Source organism: Azospirillum sp. (assembly GCF_050789165.1).
On sequence record NZ_JBOZRT010000131.1, the window covers coordinates 1 to 17,723 of the forward strand.

Consider the following 17,723-nt stretch of genomic DNA (forward strand, 5'->3'; position numbering starts at 1 on the left):
ACCCTCCGGGATGTCCCCGCCGGCACCGCCTCAGTGGCCGCCCCGTCGGTGGAGCGGTTTATAGGGGCGCCTCAGCCCCCCTGGCAAGCGCTTTTTTGCACTCCCATGACGATTTCTTTCGCAGCCCGCCGGACGAGCCGCAAAACGGCTTACGGGCGCGGCCCCGGTGACGGTTGTTCGTTGACTCCGCCCTACGCCCCTAGCATGGTCCGCACAGATAGGATCCGTGAGTTGAGGAGGGTGCCGGTGCGTCTGAGGGTTGTCAGCCTTCCCGCGCTTGCGTTGCTTGCGTCCGGCGTGGCCGGTGTCCTGATCCCCACCATGTCCTTCCCCGCGTCCGCACAGGACGAGCCGGCCGTGCACGACTTGGTGTGGGACGCGTTCGTCCCGCAGGCGGCGGAGGATGCACCCACCGAAGTGGCGGCGGCCCCGGCCGGGATCGACCGCCGCGTGGTGGCGGTCGGGCGCGGCGACACGCTGATGGACCTGCTGACCGGCGTCTCGGTGCCGCGCGCCGAGGCCGACGGTGCCATCAACGCACTGGCCAACGTCTACGACCCGCGCAAGCTGAAGGTGGGCCAGCAGGTCACCGTGCTGTTCGAGCCGCGCCGCGGCGGCACCCGCCGCTTCGTCGGGCTGGAGTTGACGGCGGACGTGGTCCGCTCGGTCAGCGTGGCGCGCACCGGCGACGCCGGCTTCGAATCCGCCGAGGTGAAGAAGGAGGTCCGCCGCGAGCTGGTCGCCGCCGAGGCCGAGATCCGCTCCAGCCTGTTCGAGGCGGGCAATGGCGCCGGCGTGCCGGTGTCCGTGATGCTCGCGGCGATCCGCACCTATTCCTACGAGGTGGACTTCCAGCGCGACCTGCAGCCGGGCGATCGCTTCAAGGTGCTGTACGAGCGCTTCGTCACCGCCGATGGCAAGGTCGCCGGCGAGGGCGACGTGCTGTTCGCCTCGCTCACCGTCGCTGGCGAGGAGTTGGCGATCTACCGCCACAAGACGCGCGACGGCCGCACCGACTACTACGACCGCGTGGGCGAGAGCATCCGCCGCGCCCTGCTGCTGACGCCCATCGACGGCGCGCGGCTGACCTCGGGCTTCGGCATGCGCATGCACCCGATCCTCGGCTACAGCAAGATGCACAAGGGCGTGGACTTCGGCGCCCCGACCGGCACGCCGATCTACGCCGCCGGCAACGGCGTGGTGGAGGAGATCGGGCCGCACGGCGCCTACGGCAACTACGTCCGCATCCGCCACAACACCGACGTCACCACCGCCTACGCGCACATGAGCCGCTTCGCCAAGGGCGTGCGCCGCGGCGGCCGGGTCGAACAGGGCGACGTCATCGGCTATGTCGGCGCCACCGGCCGGGTCACCGGCGCGCACCTGCACTACGAAGTGCTGAAGAAGGGCCAGCAGGTGAACCCCAAGGCCGCCGATCTGCCGACCGGCGAGAAGCTGGCCGGGCGCGATCTGCAGGCCTTCGAGCAGACCGTGCGCGCCACCGACCGCGCCTACGCCGAGGCCCGCGCCGGCCTGCAGATCGCGCACACCACCGACCGCAAAGCCTGTTCCGGCACCGCAACCTGTTGAGCGAGCGCGTCAGCGCTATTCGTGCAGCAGGCGCCTGATGGCCTGGGCCAGCATCTCCAGGCCCTTTTCCTCGGCCGTCATCTTCTCGATCCGCTCGCGCACCGCCGAGATCTGCGGCGTGCGTTGCGCGGCGCGGGCGATGGCGCGCTGAGCCTGTTCGGGAGTCATGATGTCGTCGTTGTCGTCGGCCATGCTCGCCTCCCTCGCCCTTGGATCATCCTGCGCCGCGGCCGGGTGCCGCGCAAGCATCAGCGGAACAGCCCGACCGATTCGGTGGCCTCGCCGCCGGTGCCGAGCTTGAACTCGGTGACGCCCGGCGCGGTGTCCGGGTTGACGCCGCCGAGGTCGAGCCAGCGGAACCCGCGCTCCCGCAGGTGGCCGAGGGCCCGCCACAGCACCAGCCGCATGGCGCCGGTCTTCTTGCCCGCCTCGTTCGACCAGCCGATCTGGTAGGTCGCCGTCGTGCCGTGACCGAGCAGCAGCGCCGCCGCCACCGGGGCCGTGCCGTCCAGCGCCGCCGCCAGCAGTACGCCGTCCGCCTTGTGCAGCGCGTTGCGCAGCCGCACCGCCAGCCGGCCGGACATCTCCCGGTAACGCTTGGCCTGCGCCTGGTCGTGTTCCTGCTTGGCCAGCCAGGGCAGGTTCTTGGCCTCCGGGTCGAGGTCGAGGGTGAGGCCGGCCTTCTCCGCCCCCTTCAGCCGCTGCCGCCAGTCGCGCGCCAGCCCGGCGCGCAGATCCTCGTCGGACTTGCCCAGGTCCAGCCACACCGTGCGGTAGCCCGGCCCGGTGCGGCGGAATCCGCAGCGCAGCAGCATCGCCTCGCTCTCCGGCGCGGCAGCCAGCTCGGGCAGGAAGCTAAAGCGGTTCAGCGGGTTGTCGGGGCACTCGCGGCGCAGCCGGCGCAGCACCGCCTCCAGCACGTCGGGCTCCGGCTCACCGTCGAACCACAGCGGGCCGCGGTGCAGCTGGCGCTGCGCGAACACCTTGAGGCTGCGGCGCTCCAGCACCTGGACCATGCCGATGGCGCGGCCGGCGTATCCGATCATGCCAAGGCGCGGCACGTAGCCGTGCGTCTTGCCCATGGCCTGGGCGTAGCCGAAGCACTGCGGCAGGGTGGAGCGCGGCACGCGGGCGAAGGCGGCCGTCCACTCGGCCATGGCGCCCTCGTTCCAGGCGATGTCGATGTCCGGCATGGATTAGGCCGGCGGCAGCGCCGCCGTCGCCTCTTCAACCTGGGCGAAGGTTGGCCGGTATTCGGGTTCGAGCACGTTGCGCGCGTACTCCACCGAGATCGCCGGCGCGTAGCCCGAGAGGTGGGCGAGCAGGCCGGTCTTCATGCACTGATAGTACTTGCCCTCGGCGTGGTAGATGTTCTTCAGGCCCGAGGCGATCGGCGCCACGAAGCCGTAGGCAACCAGCACGCCGGTGAAGGTCCCGACCAGCGCGCCGCCGATCAGCTTGCCCAGCACCTCGGGCGGCTCGGTGATCGAGCCCATGGTGTGGATCACGCCCAGCACCGCCGCCACGATGCCCAGCGCCGGCACGCCGTCCGCCACCGCCTGGATGGCGTCGGAGACACGCTGGTGCTCGTGGTGCATCGTCTCGATGTCCTCCTCCATCAGGTCGACCAGCTCATGCGGGTTGTCGGCGCCGAGCGACATCAAGCGGAGATAGGTGCAGAGGAAGGCGATGGCGTGGTGGTCGCCGTAGAACTTGGGGAACTGCTGGAACAGCGGCGAGTCCTCGGGCTTCTCGATGTGCTGCTCGAGGGCCAGCAGGCCCTTGGTCTTCGCGATCTTGAAGACCTGGTACATCATGGTGAGCAGCTCGAGGTAGCCGTCCTTGTTGTACTTCGGGCCCTTGAAGAGGTGGCCGATCTCCTTGCCGGTGTGGGAGATGACGCTCTTCGGGTTGGCGATGAAGTACGCGCCGGCCGCGGCGCCGAGGATGATCAGGTATTCGAAGGGCTGCCACAGCACGCCCATGTGGCCGCCGCCGGCGATGTACCCGCCAAACACGCAGGCGATCACGACGACGAAGCCGATGATGACGAACATGATCCTGGTCCCCTAGCGCTCTGGCGATCCCGACGGCCCGTTCGCCACGCGGACGCCGGCCGGCCCGCGGGCCCGCGCCGCGGACCCGTATGCCCCAGTGTAGAATGGCCGGAACAGGCGTTGACGCTTGGTAAACACCGGCAGGGCACCACGCCATGCATGGCCGGGCGACCATGGATGTCACCGGATTCTACCGGGTCGACCGGGATGTGTCACGAAAGGAGTAGGCTGCCGGAAGGCGGAGTGTCCGCTTGACGGTCGGCAGCATGCGCATGACTATATGCGCATTGCGGTTTCGGAGGCCCCATGATCGGCTACAACGTCCACGCACCGAAACGCTCCGCCAACCTCAGCGTCAACGAGGATCTGCTGCGGCAGGCGAAGGAATTGGGCATCAACCTGTCCGCCACCCTGGAAGCCGAATTGGCGCGCATTGTCCGGGAAGAGCAGAAGCGGCGACTGGAAGCCGAACTCGCGCCGACCATCAGGGCGTGGAATGCCTTTCACGCCGAGCATGGATCGGCAGCCGACGATTACCTGGACCTGTGATCCATGAAGCAGTTCGACGTCCATCACTATCTCGGGACGGCCCGCCGGACGTCGCCCTATCTGGTCAACGTCCAGTCCAGCCTGTTTCGGCAGTACGACCGGCGCCTGGCCATTCCGCTCGTTCTGGCCGAGTGCTTTCCCGGCCCCGCGGATCGCCGGCTGAACCCATCCGTCGTCATCGACGACCGTACGCTGATCCTCGCCACACTCGATCTCACGAGCTTTCCGCTCAAGGCGTTCGGTGAGCGGGTGGCGAATGTGTCGGAACTGGCTGAGGACATCGTCAACGCCATGGGCCTCGCGACCTTGCGCGCCTGGGAATAGCGGGCGCAACAGAAAAAGGGCCGCCCCGCGGGACGGCCCCCTTCCTTACTTACCCAAGCCAGCGATCAGGCCGCCTTCCACACCTCGGGGGCGTCCTCGAGGCGCTTCAGCAGGTTCTGGCGCTCCTGCTCCAGCTCGGCCGGCAGGTGCTTGCCGAAACGGTCGAACAGCTCCTGCTGGTCGCGCGCCTCGGCCTTGGCCTCCTCGCGGTCGACGTTCATGATCTTCTCGAACTTCTCCTTCGGGAAGTCGAGGCCGGCCCAGTTGAGGTCCTGGTAGCGCGGCATGTAGCCGAACGGGCTCTCCACCGCCTCGGCGGCGCGGCCGCGCACGCGGTCGACGATCCAGCGCAGCACGCGCATGTTGTCGCCGAAGCCCGGCCACGCGAACTTGCCGTTCTCGTCCTTGCGGAACCAGTTGACGCGGTAGATCCGCGGCAGGGCCTTCACCTTGCCCTCGAAGCTCAGCCAATGGTTCCAGTAGTCGCCCATGTTGTAGCCGCAGAACGGCAGCATGGCGAACGGGTCGCGGCGGATGGCCGCCTGGCCGACGGCGGCGGCGGTCGCCTCCGAGCCCATGGTCGCCGCCCAGTACACGCCCTGCTTCCAGCTGGTCGCCTCGAACACCAGCGGGAAGGTCTTGGACAGACGGCCGCCGAAGATGAAGGCCGAGATCGGCACGCCCGCGGGATCCTCCCACGCCGGGTCGATCGACGGGCACTGCGCCGCAGGCGCCGTGAAGCGCGAGTTCGGGTGCGCCGCGGCGCGGCCCGAGTCCGGGGTCCAGTCCTTGCCCTGCCAGTCGATCAGGTGCGCCGGCGGGGTGTCGGTCAGGCCCTCCCACCACACGTCGCCGTCATCGGTCAGCGCGACGTTGGTGAAGATGACGTTCTCGTTCAGCGTCTTCAGCGCGTTCGGGTTCGACTTGATGCTGGTGCCCGGGGCGACGCCGAAGAAGCCGGCCTCCGGGTTGATGGCGCGCAGCGTGCCGTCCGGCTGCGGCTTGATCCAGGCGATGTCGTCACCGATGGTGCGGACCTTCCAGCCCTCGAACTCCTTCGGCGGGACCAGCATGGCGAAGTTGGTCTTGCCGCAGGCCGACGGGAAGGCGGCGCCGACGTAGGTCTTCTCGCCCTCGGGGCTCTCGACGCCGAGGATCAGCATGTGCTCGGCCAGCCAGCCCTGCTCGCGGCCCATCGACGAGGCGATGCGCAGCGCGAAGCACTTCTTGCCCAGCAGCGCGTTGCCGCCGTAGCCCGAGCCGTAGGAGACGATCGAGTGGTCCTCGGGGAAGTGCACGATGTACTTGTGCTCGGCGTTGCACGGCCAGGCCACGTCCGTCTCGCCCTCGGCCAGCGGCGCGCCCACCGAGTGCAGGCAGGGCACGAAGTCGGAGTCGCCCAACTCGTCCAGCACGGCCTGACCCATGCGGGTCATGATGCGCATGTTGACGGCGACGTACGGGCTGTCGGAGATCTGCACGCCGATGTGCGAGATCGGCGAGCCCAGCGGGCCCATGCTGAACGGCACCACGTACATGGTGCGACCGCGCATGCAGCCCTCGAACAGGCCGTCCAGCTTGGCCTTCATCTCCTCGGGGGCGACCCAGTTGTTGGTCGGGCCGGCCTCTTCCTTGGTCTTCGAGCAGATGTAGGTGCGGTCCTCGACACGCGCCACGTCGCCCGCGTCGGAGCGGCAGAGGAACGAGTTGGGGCGCTTCTCCGGGTTCAGGCGGATGAAGGTGCCGGCGTCGACCATCTCGTTGCAGAGCCGGTCGTACTCCTCCTGCGATCCGTCGCACCAGTGCACACGCTCCGGCTTGCACTTCAGCGCGATCTCCTCGACCCAGGCCAGGAGCTTCTTGTTCCTCGTACGTGCAGTCATTTCAGAGCCTCTTTGCCTTTCGCCGGCCCGACGGTTTTCCCGCGGCGGCCTGCCGGCCAAAATCGATGTTGCCTCGGCGGCCTCCGTGCGGAGCACCACCTCTCCTCGTGTCTCCGATCCCGGCGTGGATCGCCGGCGAACCGGACCGTTACACCGCGTCCCTCCGCGCCAGCGGGCGGGGGTGCGGGAGGGTCAGCCTGCGGCCCTCGGGTCCATAGCGGCTGCCGGTCGGTCCGTGTCGATCCACTGTCCTGGTCTCCTGGTTGCGCTGTTTGACGCCGCTTGCCGCGGCTTGCTGGTTTGGCGTGTCGAGCTGATCAGATGGCGGCGGGCGAACTCCCCGCCCCCGCCGCGTCCTGTCTCTGGCGCCGGGCGCGCGCGGCGAGCCGGATCAGCTCCGCCTTGGCCCCCTCGCCGTCGTGGACGCGGTGGTCGAAGTCGAGACGGCCGACGCGGCCGCCCCGCCGGAGATCGATACCGTCCGGGTCGATCCCCGTCACCGCCCAGCCCCCGTCGCCGGGAAGGCCGAGCAGGACGCCGGCGAACAGCTGCACGGCGTCCGATTCCTGGTCGTTCATGGTGCGCACGAGGTCCGCCTCCCGCGCCGCGAGGTCGGCGGGCACCTCCGGCAGCAGCAGGTCCGCCGCCTCGATCCAGCGGATGCGGCCGAAGCCGGCGACGAGGTGCGCGCGCTCCACCTCCACCTTGTAGAAGGCGAAGTCGCCGAAGCCGGCGTACTGCGCGGCGTCGGGATGGCGGGCGAGGTAGCGGTCGCGATGGCGCGGCTCGTCGGTCGGCACGGCGCGGCCGAGCACCGACACGCGCGCCCCGGCCAGCGGCTGCGCCTGCCCGGCGGTGCCGTCGAACAGCAGCCCCACGCGGGTGTCGGCAAGGATGTTCTTCGTGTGGTCGGCGAGGCGGGAGATCAGCAGCAGCGGCGTGCCGTCGTGGTCCAGCGCGGCCAGCGCCAGAGACGGATAAGGCCAGCCGGCCCCGTCCTTCTGAGCAGAGTCCTTCTGTGCGGTGGCGAGCGCCACCCGATCGGCCCCGCGCATGACGCGGCGCGCGGATTCGCCCGGCGAATCGGCCTGATCCACCGAATGGGTATCCGCCGGCCCCCTGGGTTTGGGGCCGCTGGAGTCAGCTGTTGAGCTCATTCGTCTTTTGAGTGCGTCCGCCCGTGCCGCGGAGTTTCCCCCGCCGCCGTTTTGCTGCCATATTGGCGCGGAGAATGTCCCGATGAAAGCGAAAACTGCCGGGTTATGCGATTGCACCGCAACAATCGGCAACGGAGCTGCCCGAAAGCGTTGCTGTGTAGGACATTCGAAAGAAGGGACGCGACTTCATGGCGCAGACGATCGCGCTCGTCGATGACGACCGCAACATCCTGACCTCGGTGTCGATGGCGCTGGAGGCCGAGGGCTTCGAGGTGCGCACCTACACCGACGGCAGCGAGGCGCTGCGCGGCATCACGCAGCGCCCGCCGGACCTTGCCGTGCTCGACATCAAGATGCCGCGCATGGACGGCTTGGAGCTGTTGCAGCGCCTGCGCCAGACCACCCAGCTGCCGGTCATCTTCCTGACCAGCAAGGACGACGAGGTGGACGAGCTGATGGGCCTGCGCATGGGCGCGGACGACTACATCAAGAAGCCGTTCTCCCAGCGCCTGCTGATCGAACGCATCCGCGCCCTGCTGCGCCGCGAGTCGCTGGCCCGCGACAAGGAAGCGGGCGTTGCCGAGCCCGGCCAGGTGCTGACCCGCGGGTCGATGGTGCTGGACGGCGCGCGGCACGCCTGCACCTGGAGGGGGCAGCCCATCGACCTGACGGTGACCGAGTTCCTGCTGGTCAAGGCGCTGGCCCAGCGCCCCGGCCACGTCAAGAGCCGCGACCAACTGATGGACGCCGCCTACGGCGAGCACGTCTACGTGGACGACCGCACCATCGACAGCCACATCAAGCGCCTGCGCAAGAAGTTCAAGGCGATCGACCCCGAGTTCTCGCAGATCGAAACGCTCTATGGCGTCGGTTACCGCTACAAGGAGCAATGAGCGCCCGCACCGCCGGCCGGCCCACCAGCCGGGCCGGCGGCTGTCGCCGCTCACCGTGCGCGTGCTCGCCGTCAACGTGCTGGCGCTGGCGTTGCTGGTGGGCGGGCTGCTCTACCTCGGCCGCTACCAGGACCGGCTGATCGACGCCGAGATGGAGGCGCTGCAGACCCAGGCCCGCATCTTCGCCACCGCGCTCGGCGAGGGCGCGGTGCAGCGCGCCGAGGCGCCGCCGGCCGGCGAGGACCCCGCCGAAGCGCCCGCCGAGATCTACGAGTTGTCGCCCGAGCTGGCGCGCCAGATGGTGCGGCGGCTGGTCGAGGCGACGGAGACGCGCACCCGCCTGTTCACCCCAGACGGCCGGCTGGTGTCGGACAGCCGGGTGCTGACCGGCTCGGCCGGCACCATCCAGATCGTCGAGCTGCCGCCGCCCGACGAGTCCGGCGCCCTGACCCGCGCCGCGGTCGCGCTCTACAACTGGCTGACCGACACCATCCCCGGCCGCGATGCGTTCCCGCTCTACCGCGAGCAGCCGGACGCGAGGGCTGCCCAGTACCCCGACGCCGAGCGCGCGCTGGCCGGCGAGGAGTCCTCCACCGTCTGGCGCACCGACCGGCCGGGCGAGCGGCCGGGCCTCATGCTGACCGTGGCCATCCCGGTGCAGCGCTACAAGCAGGTGCTGGGTGCCGTGATGCTGTCGCGCGGCGGGGCGGAGATCGACGAGGCGATCCGCTCCGTGCGCTTCGACATCCTGCGCGTCTTCGCCATCGCGCTGGCGGTGACGGTGCTGCTGTCGGTCTATCTGGCCGGCACCATCGCCCGGCCCATCCGCCGGCTGGCGCGGGCCGCCGACCGCGTGCGCTCCGGCCATGGCCGGCAGGTGGAAATCCCCGACTTCACCGCCCGCGGCGACGAGATCGGCGACCTGTCGGGCACGCTGCGCGACATGACCGCCGCGCTGTGGGCGCGCATGGACGCCATCGAGCGCTTCGCCGCCGACGTTGCGCACGAGATCAAGAACCCCCTCACCTCGCTGCGCAGCGCGGTGGAGACGGTGAGCCGGGTCAACGACCCCGACCGCCGCGAACGGCTGATGGCGATCATCGCCGACGACGTGCAGCGCCTGGACCGGCTGATCTCCGACATCTCCAACGCGTCCCGCCTCGACGCCGAGCTGTCGCGCGCGCGCTTGGAGCCGGTCGATATCGGCGCCATGCTGGCGATGCTGGCCGACATCCACGCCGCCACCGTCGAGGGCGCGCCGGACCACCCCCGCCTCGCCGTCGCCATCCCCGCCGGCGCCGACCTGACGGTGCCGGGACTCGAGGGGCGGCTGACCCAGGTGTTCCAGAACCTGATCGCCAACGCCGTGTCCTTCTCGCCGCCCGCTGGCACCGTGCACGTCGTGGCGCGGCGCGACGGCGACACGGTGGTGGTGACCGTCGCCGACTCCGGTCCCGGCATCCCCGAGGGCAAGGAGGAGGCGATCTTCGAGCGCTTCTACACCGAGCGTCCGGCGGGCGAGAAGTTCGGCACCCACTCCGGCCTGGGGCTCAGCATCTCCAAGCAGATCGTCGAGGCGCACGCCGGCAGCATCGCCGCGGCCAATCGTCGCGACGAGTCGGGAGAGGCGGCCGGAGCCGTGTTCACGGTGCGGTTGCCGGTCGCGGCGTGATCTTGATCATAGGTGCGCCGCACCCGGTGGGGTACACTCGCCCTTCGGATTGAGCCGGCCGATGGATCGCAACGCATGGCCCCGGGGCGGACGAGCCCGCCCGGACCTCCGTGCCGGATGGCCCCTTGGCGTATCGGAAGCGGGGGAGCCCATGTCCAATGCCAGCGCCAAACTCGTGGACTTCAACCGCTACCGTCTGGCCCGGCTGATCCGCGACGCCGGCCGCCAGCAGGGCGAACTGGCGCGGATGATGCGCGCCGCCACGGTCGAGCGCAGCCAGTTGGCCGAGGCGCTGAACGGCGCCCAGCGCCACCTCGCCCGCATCGCCGATTCCTATAAGGTGCTGCTGGTGCGGCTGGCGCAGGAGAAGGACTTCCGCGAGGCCTGCCAAGCCGCCACCGAGCTGGACGACATCGACGAGATGATCCGCCGCCGCGACGAGCTGGCCAAGCGCCTGGAGGACATCCGAAAGGAATCCCGCGCGCCGCTGGTGGCGGAGTGATGTCGAAGCCCCCGCGGTAAACCTCTGAAATTCATTTGCTTAACCGTCATCCCCGCCTTCGCGCGGATGACGGTTAAGTTCGTGAATTCGAGGACAGGCAGCGCCGCAACATAGGCGCACCCCGTAGCCGCGGAGCGTAGGGAGGGCGTCCATTCCGTCCCATTGACAGAATTCGCGGCACGCCTCACCTTGGCCGCATGGTGACGATTCATGGCACCTGCGTTCTGATCGGGGGAATCGGCGTGTTGCTGCGCGGGCCTTCCGGCGGCGGCAAGTCGGATGTCGCCGTGCGCCTCATCGACGATGGGGCGCTTCTCGTCGCCGACGATCAGGTTGAGGTGCGCGCGCAAGGCGACCGGCTGATGGCCACCGCCCCGGCGCCGCTCGCCGGCCTGATCGAGGTGCGCGGCGTCGGCATCCTGCCGGTGCCCACGGCCAAGGCCGCGGAAATCCGCCTCGTCGTCGATCTGGTGGCCGCGGAGGACGTGGAACGGCTGCCCGAACCCGAAACCGTCACGCTCATGGACCGCTCCGTGCCGCACCTGGCGCTCTCGCCCTTCGACGCCTCCACCCCCGCCAAGCTGCGCCTCGCCGCCGCGGCGGTGGCGGCCGGGCGCCTCGGCGCGGTGCCCTCCCCCCGCCACAGCCCGACATGACCGACTCCATCCCAGACGCCTTCCCCGACGCTTCCCTGGTCACAGGCCGCCGCCGCGTCCTGCTCGCTACCGGCATGTCCGGCGCCGGGCTGTCGGTGGCGCTGAAGGCGCTGGAGGATCTCGGCTACGAGTCGGTGGACAACCTGCGCCTGTCGCTGGTCCACGCCCTGATCGAGCAGGGCGACCCCAGCCACCGGCCGCTGGCCATCGTCATCGACAGCCGCACCCGCGACTTCTCGGTCGCCGCGTTCCTGGAGCAGATCGCCTCCCTGAAGGCGCGGCCGGACCTCGACGTGCGCCTCCTCTTCCTCGACTGCGGCGACGAGGTGCTGCAGCGCCGCTTCACCGAGACGCGGCGCCGCCACCCGCTGGCCGACGACCGCCCGGTGCCCGACGGAATCCAGCGCGAGCGCACCCTGCTGCACCCCCTGAAGCAGCGCGCCGACGTGGCGATCGACACCACGCAGCTGTCCATCCACGACCTGCGCCGCCTGCTGGCCGGCAACTTCTCGCTGGACGCCCAGCCGGCGCTGCAGGTGTTCGTCACCTCCTTCTCCTTCCGCCTGGGGCTTCCGCGCGAGGCGGACCTGGTGTTCGACGTGCGCTTCCTGACCAACCCGCACTGGGACCCGGGCTTACGCCCCTTGACCGGGCGCGACGCCGCGGTCGCCGCGAAGGTCGAGGGCGACCCCGACTTTCCGGCGTTCTTCCAGAACCTGACGGGCTTGTTGAGGCCGCTGTTGCCGCGCTACAACCAGGAAGGAAAGAGCTATCTGACCGTCGCGATCGGCTGCACCGGCGGCAGGCACCGTTCGGTCTTCGTGGCCGAACGACTGGCGGAATGGTTGAAGGATCTGGGCCTGAAGGTCGCCCTCAGCCATCGGGATCTGGAACGACAGGGCCCGCGCTCCGGCTGATCCGGGGCGGAGCGGGCGACAAGAGGGTGGGAGGTTATCCCAGCGTGAAGGACAAGCGATGATCGGTATGGTTCTGGTGACCCACGGACGGCTGGCGGAGGAGTTCATCGCCGCCCTCGAGCACGTCGTGGGCGAGCAGCAGCAAATCCGCGCCGTCTGCATCGGTCCGGACGACGACATGGAGCAGCGCCGGCAGGACATCCTGAACTCGGTCGCCGCGGTGGACGACGGCGCCGGGGTGGTGGTGCTGACCGACATGTTCGGCGGCACGCCGTCGAACCTCGCCATCTCGATCATGGACAAGGCGAAGGTGGAGGTCATCGCCGGCGTCAACCTGCCCATGCTGATCAAGCTGGCCAGCGTGCGCATGAACGAGACGCTGAACCATGCCGTGGCCGCCGCCCGCGAGGCCGGGCAGAAGTACATCAACGTCGCCTCCTCCCTGCTGTCTGACGGGTGACCATGTCCGACGACGCCAACCGGCAGGCGCCCCACCAAGCGCCCGAGGTCTGCCAGACGCTGACCATCACCAACCAGCGCGGCCTGCACGCCCGCGCCGCCGCCAAGTTCGTCAAGCTGGTCGCCAAGTACGACTGCGAGGTCGAGGTGCGCCGCGGCGAGACCGTGGTGTCGGGCGAATCGATCATGGGCCTGATGATGCTGGCCGCCGGCCCCGGCACCACGGTGGAGCTGTGCGGCTACGGCGCCGAGGCCGAGGCCGCCATCGGCGCGCTTGCCGACCTGATCCTGCGCAAGTTCGATGAAGACTGATTCCCCGCCGGGCGCCGCCGCGGTCAGCCGTACGCTGCGCGGCCTGGGCGTCTCCCCCGGCATCGCCATCGGCCCGGCGCACATCGTGGAGAGCGGTGCCGTCCGCGTTCCCGAATACGCGCTGCAGGCCGACCGGATCGACGCCGAGGTCGAACGCTTCGCCGACGCCTGCAGCAAGGCGCGCCGGCAGATCCGCAAGCTGAAGACCAAGGCCCTGGTGCTGCCCGAGTCGGCGTCGGAGGAGATCGGCATCCTGATGGACGCCCACCTCGCCATGCTGACCAACTCGCGCCTGACCCGCGGGGTGGAGCGGCGCATCCGCGAGGAGGCGATCAACGCCGAGGCCGCCGTGCAGGCGGAGATCGCCGTCATCGCCGAGACCTTCGCCGCCATGGGCGACGCCTACCTCGCCGCGCGCGTCGACGACGTGCGCGAGGTCGGCCGGCGCGTCATCCGCGCGCTGATGCGGCACGAGTACCAGGCGTTCTCGCTGCTGCCGCCCGGCACCATCATCCTGGCCGAGGAGCTGACCCCGGCCGACACCGCGCTGATCGACCCGCGCCACGTCGCCGGCTTCGCCACCGTGCTGGGCGGGGCGGAGGGGCACACCGCGATCATGGCGCGCTCGCTGGGCGTGCCGGCGGTGCTGGGCGTCGCCGGGCTGCTGACCGGGGTGCGGCACGGCACCCAGGTGGTGGTGGACGGCATCAACGGCCGCGTCGTCATCGACCCGACGCCCGAGGAACTGGCCGAGTACGCCCGCCGCCGCACCGAGCGGCAGAAGGAGCGCGAGAAGCTCAAGACGTTGAAGCGTCTGCCGGCGGTGACGCGCGACTCCACCTCGGTGATCCTGCAGGCCAACCTGGAGCTGCCGCGCGACCTGGACAACGCGCTGGATGGTGGCGCCCAGGGCGTCGGCCTGCTGCGCACCGAGTTCATGTTCATGAACCGCGACGACCTGCCCGACGAGGACGAGCAGTACGGCTTGCTGCGCGCCATCGTCGAGGGGATGGGCGGCCGCCCGGTGACCGCGCGCACCATGGACGTCGGCGGCGAGAAGCTGGCCGGCTGGATGACCGGCCGCTACACCGAGCCGGCCAACCCGGCGCTCGGCCTGCGCGCCATCCGCCTCGGCCTGCGCGAACCGAAGCTCTTGGAGACGCAGCTCGCCGCCATGCTGCGCGCTGGGGCGCACGGGCCGCTGCGCATCCTGCTGCCGATGATCTGCTCGGTGGCCGAGGTGCAGACGGTGCGCGAGATGATCGCCACCGTTGCCCGCCGCCTGAGGCGCCGCGGCGTTCCCATCGCCGACCCGCTGCCGCCGGTGGGCGTGATGGTGGAGGTGCCGGGCGCGGCGCTGTCGGCCGACGCGCTGAGCTACGCCGCCGACTTCTTCGCCATCGGCACCAACGACCTGACGCAGTACACGCTGGCCATCGACCGCGGCGACGAGCAGGTGGCCAGCCTGTACGACCCGCTGCACCCCGCGGTGCTGCGCCTGATCCAGTTCACCGTGGAGGCGGCGCTGCGCGCCCGCATCCCGGTCAGCGTGTGCGGCGAGATCGCCGGCGACCCGCGGCACACGGCGCTGCTGCTGGGCTTGGGCATCCGTGAGCTGTCGATGGCGCCGCTGGCGATCCCGGTGGTCAAGCGCCGCATCCGCGCCATGGACCTGATGGAGGCGACCCGCCGGGCACGCGTCATCATGGACCAGTCCGACAGCGGCCGCATCGCCGCACTGCTGGACGACTTCAACGCGACGGCGTGACCGCGCTTTCCGACACGCACGCGAAGCACCGCGCGAGGAGGCCCGCTTGTCCGACCCCACCGCCCCAATTCCGACCGGACTGGCCCTGACCGCCGACGAGGCGTTCGAGGACTCCGTGCGCGCCCGCCGGCGGGGCGACCTTCAGGACGAGGAACGGCATCTCCGGCGGGCAATCGGGCTCGACCGGGCACACGTGGGAGCGTTGGAGGCGCTGGCACGCGTCGCCGCCGCCCAGGGCCGCCCCGCTGAGGCCGCGGTCGCCGAGGCTGAGGTCCGGCGCTGGAACGGCAATTGGAACACGATGGCCCCCGTCGCGACGGTCGAGACGGCCGAAGACCCGCGCTGGGCCGGCTACCATGAGGCGCTGCGGCGGGCCGAGCGGCCGAGCTGCGGCGAAACGCGCCGCGTTCTGATCGTCACCAACCTGTTCCCCCCGCAGGAGTTCGGCGGCTACGGCCGCAAGATGTGGGAGTTCGCGGCCGAGCTTCGCCGGCGCGGTCACGCCGTGCGGGTGCTCTGCGCCGACCGGCCGGAGTTCGTCCGCCCCGGCGTCGCCGGGGACACGGATCTGGAAGACGCGGTCGAGCGCTCATTGTCCCTGTACGGGGCGTGGGAAGACGGCGTCGCCCACCTCGATCCCGACCCGGAGCGGATCAAGGCGATCGCGCACGACAACAACCAGCGGATCCTCGACGACGCCTACGCGTTCGACTGCGACGCCTGCCTCGTCGGCAACCTCGACATGCTGGCCAACGGCTTTCTGTCGGTGCTGGCGGATGCCGGGGTGCCGGTCGTCCACTGCATCGGCAACAGCACGCCGAGCTATTCCTTCCGAGGAATGCCGACCTCGCCGCTCTTCCGCCTGGGGCCGGCCAGTCACTGGGTCATGGGGAGCATGGCCAGGGAGCTTTACAACGTCTCCCGTGCGACTGTCCTTTATCCGGGCGCGCGCGTCGACCTCTTCCACCGCCCCTTCCCGCCCGCCTTCGACCGCCTGCGCATCGCCTTTGCCAGCCTCTTCGTCGACTACAAGGGTCCTCAGGTGCTGGTCGAGGCGCTGGCCCTGCTGGCGGAGCGGGGTATCGACTTCGACTGCGTCTTCGCCGGCGAAGTGCTCGACCCGCAGCTGTTCGACGCGGTCCGGCAGCGGTGCGAGGCGCTGGGCTTCGGCGGGCGCGTCCGCTTCCAGGGCTTCCTCGACCGGCTTGGCATGATCCGGTTGCTGGCGCGGAGCAACGTCCTGGTCTTTCCCAGCACCTACGACGAGCCCTTCGGCATCTCCCAGGTCGAAGCGATGGCCTCCGGCGTGACGGTGGTGACGAGCGCTACCGGCGGCAGCCGCGAGATCGTGCGCGACGGCGTTGACGGCCTTCACTTCACGAACGGCGACGCGGACGATCTCGCCGACCGGCTGGCGGCGCTGGCCGCCGACCCCGGGCGCTGGGCGCAGCTCGCCCGGGCCGGCCAGGAGCGTGCCCTCGCCTTCACCATCGCCCGCACGGTCGACCGCATCGAAGCCCTGTTCGAGGAACTCGGCGCCATCGATCCCGCGCAGGACGGCCTTCGGCTTCTCTGAGGCGGCACGAAAAAAACGGCCGGAGGGAAGCCCCCCTCCGGCCGCAGTCTATCAGAGCGTCAGCCTAAGTGCCCTGAGTTCGTACCGTGTACCGATCAATGGAACTGATCGGCCTCGGTGGAGTCCTTGTACGCGGTGGTCGAGGATTGGCCGCCGGAGATCGCCGTGGCGACCTGGTCGAAGTAGCCGGTGCCGACCTCGCGCTGGTGCTTGGTGGCGGTGTAGCCGAGCGACTCCGCGGCGAACTCCGCCTCCTGCAGCTCCGAGTAGGCGGCCATGCCGCGCTCCGCGTAGCCCTTGGCCAGCATGAAGGCCGAGTAGTTCAGGCTGTGGAAGCCGGCCAGCGTCACGAACTGGAACTTGTAGCCCATGGCGCCGATCTCGCGCTGGAACTTGGCGATGTCGTCCTTGTCCAGGTTGCCCTTCCAGTTGAAGCTCGGCGAGCAGTTGTAGGCCAGCAGCTTGTTCGGGAACTCCTTGCGGACCGCCTCGGCGAAGCGCTTGGCCTCCTCAAGGTTCGGCTTGGAGGTCTCCCACCACAGCAGGTCGGAGTACGGCGCGTAGGAAATGCCGCGGGCGATGCAGTGATCGACACCCGTGCCCTTCTTCAGGCGGAAGAAGCCCTCGGAGGTGCGGCCGGCGTCGAAGTCGATGAACGGATGGTCGCGCTCGTCAACGTCCGAGGTGATGAGCTGCGCCGACTCCGCGTCGGTGCGGCACAGCAGGACGGTCGAGGTGCCCATGGTGTCCGCGGCGAGGCGGGCGGCGTTCAGCGTGCGGATGTGCTGCTGCGTCGGGATCAGCACCTTGCCGCCGAGGTGGCCGCACTTCTTCTCGGAGGCCAGCTGGTCCTCGAAGTGCACGCCCGAGGCGCCGGCCTTGATCATGGCCTTCATCAGCTCGAAGGCGTTCAGCGGGCCGCCGAAGCCGGCCTCGGCGTCGGCGATGATCGGCGCGAACCAGTAGGTGTCGCCCTTGCCCTCGGCGGTCTGGATCTCGTCGGCGCGCTTGAAGGTGTTGTTGATGCGCTCGACCACCGCCGGCACCGAGTTGGCCGGGTACAGGCTCTGGTCCGGGTACATCTGGCCGGCCAGGTTGGCGTCGCCGGCGACCTGCCAGCCCGACAGGTAGATGGCCTTCAGGCCGGCCTTCACCGCCTGCATCGCCTGGTTGCCGGTCAACGCGCCCAGCGTGTTGATGTACGGCTCGGTGTTCAGCAGCTCCCACAGGCGCTGCGCGCCCATCTCGGCCAGCGTGTACTCGATCTTGACGGAGCCGCTCAGGCGCTTGACATCGGCGTCGGTGTAGTCGCGGCGGATGCCTTCGAAGCGGGCGGCGCGGATGGCGGCCTTGGTCTTCTCGTCGAGCGGTGCCATAGTGCGAGTTCCTTCTTGTCTTTGTTTGCGCC

18 protein-coding genes are annotated in these 17,723 nt (G+C 69.8%); 12 read left to right on the forward strand and 6 right to left on the reverse strand.

Annotated elements, in window-relative coordinates:
• Positions 1-246: 246 nt before the first annotated feature.
• On the forward strand, positions 247-1,590 hold the full coding sequence (locus ACRWK7_RS27690) for a M23 family metallopeptidase (RefSeq protein WP_431859832.1): 1,344 nt from the start codon (positions 247-249) through the stop codon (positions 1,588-1,590).
• Between the two features lie 15 nt (positions 1,591-1,605).
• Here ACRWK7_RS27690 and ACRWK7_RS27695 read toward each other — a convergent pair whose 3' ends face one another.
• Genes ACRWK7_RS27695 through motA form a run of 3 tightly spaced genes read right to left on the reverse strand, consistent with a single transcriptional unit; the run spans position 1,606 to position 3,647 of the window.
• A complete protein-coding gene (locus ACRWK7_RS27695; protein ID WP_431859834.1) occupies positions 1,606-1,782 on the reverse strand; it encodes a hypothetical protein in 177 nt (58 codons plus the stop codon).
• Positions 1,783-1,838: 56 nt separating this feature from the next.
• Complete coding sequence (locus ACRWK7_RS27700) at positions 1,839-2,783, reverse strand: lipid II:glycine glycyltransferase FemX (protein ID WP_431859836.1); 945 nt, start codon at positions 2,781-2,783, stop codon at positions 1,839-1,841.
• A 3-nt stretch (positions 2,784-2,786) separates the two neighbouring features.
• Positions 2,787-3,647 (reverse strand): flagellar motor stator protein MotA, encoded by an 861-nt coding sequence (motA, locus tag ACRWK7_RS27705; RefSeq protein ID WP_109117667.1) that lies wholly within the window; start codon positions 3,645-3,647, stop codon positions 2,787-2,789.
• Between the two features lie 306 nt (positions 3,648-3,953).
• On the opposite strand from motA, the gene ACRWK7_RS27710 reads away from it, so the two are divergent.
• Both ACRWK7_RS27710 and ACRWK7_RS27715 read left to right on the forward strand, forming a co-directional pair.
• On the forward strand, positions 3,954-4,196 hold the full coding sequence (locus ACRWK7_RS27710) for a type II toxin-antitoxin system CcdA family antitoxin (RefSeq protein WP_431859839.1): 243 nt from the start codon (positions 3,954-3,956) through the stop codon (positions 4,194-4,196).
• Between the two features lie 3 nt (positions 4,197-4,199).
• Positions 4,200-4,520 (forward strand): CcdB family protein, encoded by a 321-nt coding sequence (locus ACRWK7_RS27715; RefSeq protein ID WP_431859841.1) that lies wholly within the window; start codon positions 4,200-4,202, stop codon positions 4,518-4,520.
• A 65-nt stretch (positions 4,521-4,585) separates the two neighbouring features.
• Here the strand turns inward: ACRWK7_RS27715 and ACRWK7_RS27720 are convergent, their stop codons facing one another.
• Both ACRWK7_RS27720 and ACRWK7_RS27725 read right to left on the reverse strand, forming a co-directional pair.
• On the reverse strand, positions 4,586-6,403 hold the full coding sequence (locus ACRWK7_RS27720) for a phosphoenolpyruvate carboxykinase (GTP) (protein ID WP_431859842.1): 1,818 nt from the start codon (positions 6,401-6,403) through the stop codon (positions 4,586-4,588).
• A gap of 317 nt (positions 6,404-6,720) precedes the next feature.
• Positions 6,721-7,500 carry a HugZ family protein gene (locus tag ACRWK7_RS27725; RefSeq protein WP_431859844.1) on the reverse strand — a complete coding sequence of 260 codons (780 nt, stop codon included), beginning with the start codon at positions 7,498-7,500 and terminating at the stop codon, positions 6,721-6,723.
• A gap of 248 nt (positions 7,501-7,748) precedes the next feature.
• Between ACRWK7_RS27725 and ACRWK7_RS27730 the strand changes: the two genes are divergently transcribed.
• The 9 genes from ACRWK7_RS27730 to ACRWK7_RS27770 all read left to right on the forward strand — a co-directional run bounded on the left by ACRWK7_RS27730 (position 7,749) and on the right by ACRWK7_RS27770 (position 16,315).
• Positions 7,749-8,453 (forward strand): response regulator transcription factor, encoded by a 705-nt coding sequence (locus ACRWK7_RS27730; RefSeq protein ID WP_431859846.1) that lies wholly within the window; start codon positions 7,749-7,751, stop codon positions 8,451-8,453.
• Positions 8,422-10,125, forward strand: a complete 1,704-nt coding sequence (locus ACRWK7_RS27735; RefSeq protein WP_431859847.1) for a stimulus-sensing domain-containing protein — start codon at positions 8,422-8,424, stop codon at positions 10,123-10,125. The genes ACRWK7_RS27730 and ACRWK7_RS27735 overlap by 32 nt, the downstream gene beginning before the upstream one ends.
• Positions 10,126-10,276: 151 nt before the next feature.
• Positions 10,277-10,627: a hypothetical protein gene (locus ACRWK7_RS27740; protein ID WP_431859848.1), complete on the forward strand. Its 351-nt coding sequence runs from the start codon at positions 10,277-10,279 to the stop codon at positions 10,625-10,627.
• Between the two features lie 197 nt (positions 10,628-10,824).
• Positions 10,825-11,283 (forward strand): HPr kinase/phosphorylase, encoded by a 459-nt coding sequence (locus ACRWK7_RS27745; RefSeq protein ID WP_431859850.1) that lies wholly within the window; start codon positions 10,825-10,827, stop codon positions 11,281-11,283.
• Complete coding sequence (gene rapZ, locus ACRWK7_RS27750) at positions 11,280-12,200, forward strand: RNase adapter RapZ (RefSeq protein ID WP_431859851.1); 921 nt, start codon at positions 11,280-11,282, stop codon at positions 12,198-12,200. The genes ACRWK7_RS27745 and rapZ overlap by 4 nt, the downstream gene beginning before the upstream one ends.
• Before the next feature lie 58 nt (positions 12,201-12,258).
• Positions 12,259-12,660, forward strand: a complete 402-nt coding sequence (locus tag ACRWK7_RS27755; RefSeq protein WP_431859853.1) for a PTS sugar transporter subunit IIA — start codon at positions 12,259-12,261, stop codon at positions 12,658-12,660.
• A gap of 2 nt (positions 12,661-12,662) precedes the next feature.
• Complete coding sequence (locus ACRWK7_RS27760) at positions 12,663-12,971, forward strand: HPr family phosphocarrier protein (protein ID WP_431859855.1); 309 nt, start codon at positions 12,663-12,665, stop codon at positions 12,969-12,971.
• Positions 12,961-14,739, forward strand: coding sequence for a phosphoenolpyruvate--protein phosphotransferase (gene ptsP / locus ACRWK7_RS27765; RefSeq protein ID WP_431859857.1), 1,779 nt, complete (start codon positions 12,961-12,963; stop codon positions 14,737-14,739). The genes ACRWK7_RS27760 and ptsP overlap by 11 nt, the downstream gene beginning before the upstream one ends.
• A 46-nt stretch (positions 14,740-14,785) precedes the next feature.
• Positions 14,786-16,315: a glycosyltransferase gene (locus tag ACRWK7_RS27770; RefSeq protein WP_431859859.1), complete on the forward strand. Its 1,530-nt coding sequence runs from the start codon at positions 14,786-14,788 to the stop codon at positions 16,313-16,315.
• A 95-nt stretch (positions 16,316-16,410) separates the two neighbouring features.
• Here the strand turns inward: ACRWK7_RS27770 and aceA are convergent, their stop codons facing one another.
• Entirely contained in the window at positions 16,411-17,691 is a 1,281-nt protein-coding gene (gene aceA, locus ACRWK7_RS27775) for an isocitrate lyase (RefSeq protein WP_431859861.1), read from the reverse strand.
• Positions 17,692-17,723 lie beyond the last annotated feature (32 nt).

What these genes read in the sequence shown, in the direction of transcription:
- ACRWK7_RS27755 (WP_431859853.1), top strand. Translation starts at nt 12,259, where the DNA reads ATGATCGGTATGGTTCTGGTGACCCACGGACGGCTGGCGGAGGAGTTC.
- ACRWK7_RS27760 (WP_431859855.1), top strand. Translation starts at nt 12,663, where the DNA reads ATGTCCGACGACGCCAACCGGCAGGCGCCCCACCAAGCGCCCGAGGTC.
- ACRWK7_RS27710 (WP_431859839.1), top strand. Translation starts at nt 3,954, where the DNA reads ATGATCGGCTACAACGTCCACGCACCGAAACGCTCCGCCAACCTCAGC.
- ACRWK7_RS27730 (WP_431859846.1), top strand. Translation starts at nt 7,749, where the DNA reads ATGGCGCAGACGATCGCGCTCGTCGATGACGACCGCAACATCCTGACC.
- ptsP (WP_431859857.1), top strand. Translation starts at nt 12,961, where the DNA reads ATGAAGACTGATTCCCCGCCGGGCGCCGCCGCGGTCAGCCGTACGCTG.
- ACRWK7_RS27715 (WP_431859841.1), top strand. Translation starts at nt 4,200, where the DNA reads ATGAAGCAGTTCGACGTCCATCACTATCTCGGGACGGCCCGCCGGACG.
- ACRWK7_RS27700 (WP_431859836.1), bottom strand. Translation starts at nt 2,783, where the DNA reads ATGCCGGACATCGACATCGCCTGGAACGAGGGCGCCATGGCCGAGTGG.
- ACRWK7_RS27720 (WP_431859842.1), bottom strand. Translation starts at nt 6,403, where the DNA reads ATGACTGCACGTACGAGGAACAAGAAGCTCCTGGCCTGGGTCGAGGAG.
- rapZ (WP_431859851.1), top strand. Translation starts at nt 11,280, where the DNA reads ATGACCGACTCCATCCCAGACGCCTTCCCCGACGCTTCCCTGGTCACA.
- aceA (WP_431859861.1), bottom strand. Translation starts at nt 17,691, where the DNA reads ATGGCACCGCTCGACGAGAAGACCAAGGCCGCCATCCGCGCCGCCCGC.
- ACRWK7_RS27735 (WP_431859847.1), top strand. Translation starts at nt 8,422, where the DNA reads ATGGCGTCGGTTACCGCTACAAGGAGCAATGAGCGCCCGCACCGCCGG.
- ACRWK7_RS27740 (WP_431859848.1), top strand. Translation starts at nt 10,277, where the DNA reads ATGTCCAATGCCAGCGCCAAACTCGTGGACTTCAACCGCTACCGTCTG.
- ACRWK7_RS27695 (WP_431859834.1), bottom strand. Translation starts at nt 1,782, where the DNA reads ATGGCCGACGACAACGACGACATCATGACTCCCGAACAGGCTCAGCGC.
- ACRWK7_RS27745 (WP_431859850.1), top strand. Translation starts at nt 10,825, where the DNA reads ATGGTGACGATTCATGGCACCTGCGTTCTGATCGGGGGAATCGGCGTG.
- motA (WP_109117667.1), bottom strand. Translation starts at nt 3,647, where the DNA reads ATGTTCGTCATCATCGGCTTCGTCGTCGTGATCGCCTGCGTGTTTGGC.